At 41.4% G+C, this 512-nt stretch carries 2 protein-coding genes; both read right to left on the minus strand.

Features of this window, described 5'->3' with window-relative positions:
- Window positions 1-21 precede the first annotated feature (21 nt).
- Entirely contained in the window at window positions 22-168 is a 147-nt protein-coding gene (locus FC652_RS20290; protein WP_369597892.1) for a DUF3265 domain-containing protein, read from the minus strand.
- Between the two features lie 30 nt (window positions 169-198).
- The gene (locus tag FC652_RS20295) at window positions 199-486 is read right to left on the minus strand and encodes a type II toxin-antitoxin system RelE/ParE family toxin (RefSeq protein WP_031818843.1); all 288 of its coding nucleotides are present in this window, start codon (window positions 484-486) and stop codon (window positions 199-201) included.
- Window positions 487-512: the final 26 nt, after the last annotated feature.

Raw genomic sequence — 512 nt, forward strand, 5'->3', positions numbered from 1 at the left:
ACAACAAAAATACTGATTTATTTAATACCCTATTTTCCATTTTGGATTTACCTCCTTGTCATAAACATAACGCCGCGTTAAGGGGTGAATGCCGCATAAACCAACTTTCCGCAGACCACCTTCACCACCAAAATTCACTGCATACCAAAAATGCCACGCGGCATGAATCCCTCTTTAACGCTTTGTTATAACACAGTTTTACACGTCACTTTCAGATAAAATTTGACGACAGTTACGAACTGTTAGTATGCGAATTTCGTGGCTTAAACTGTAGATAATACGGTAGTGGCCAAAGATGATTTCGCGATAGTTCGTATGGGGCATTTCAGGAACAAACCGCCCCATTTCAGGCATACTTCCAAGGAGTTCAGTTTTATCAAAAACTTCGTTTACCCACCTCTCTGCCGCAGGTGGATTATCCAAAGAAATAAACTCCGCTGCATCACCTAGTTTCTGAAGTGCTAATGGAGACCAGACTACTTTCATTTCTTAATGCGCCCAAGTACTTGAGC

The sequence above is a fragment of the Vibrio sp. 05-20-BW147 genome, from assembly GCF_013369385.1.
GTDB lineage: Bacteria > Pseudomonadota > Gammaproteobacteria > Enterobacterales > Vibrionaceae > Vibrio > Vibrio floridensis.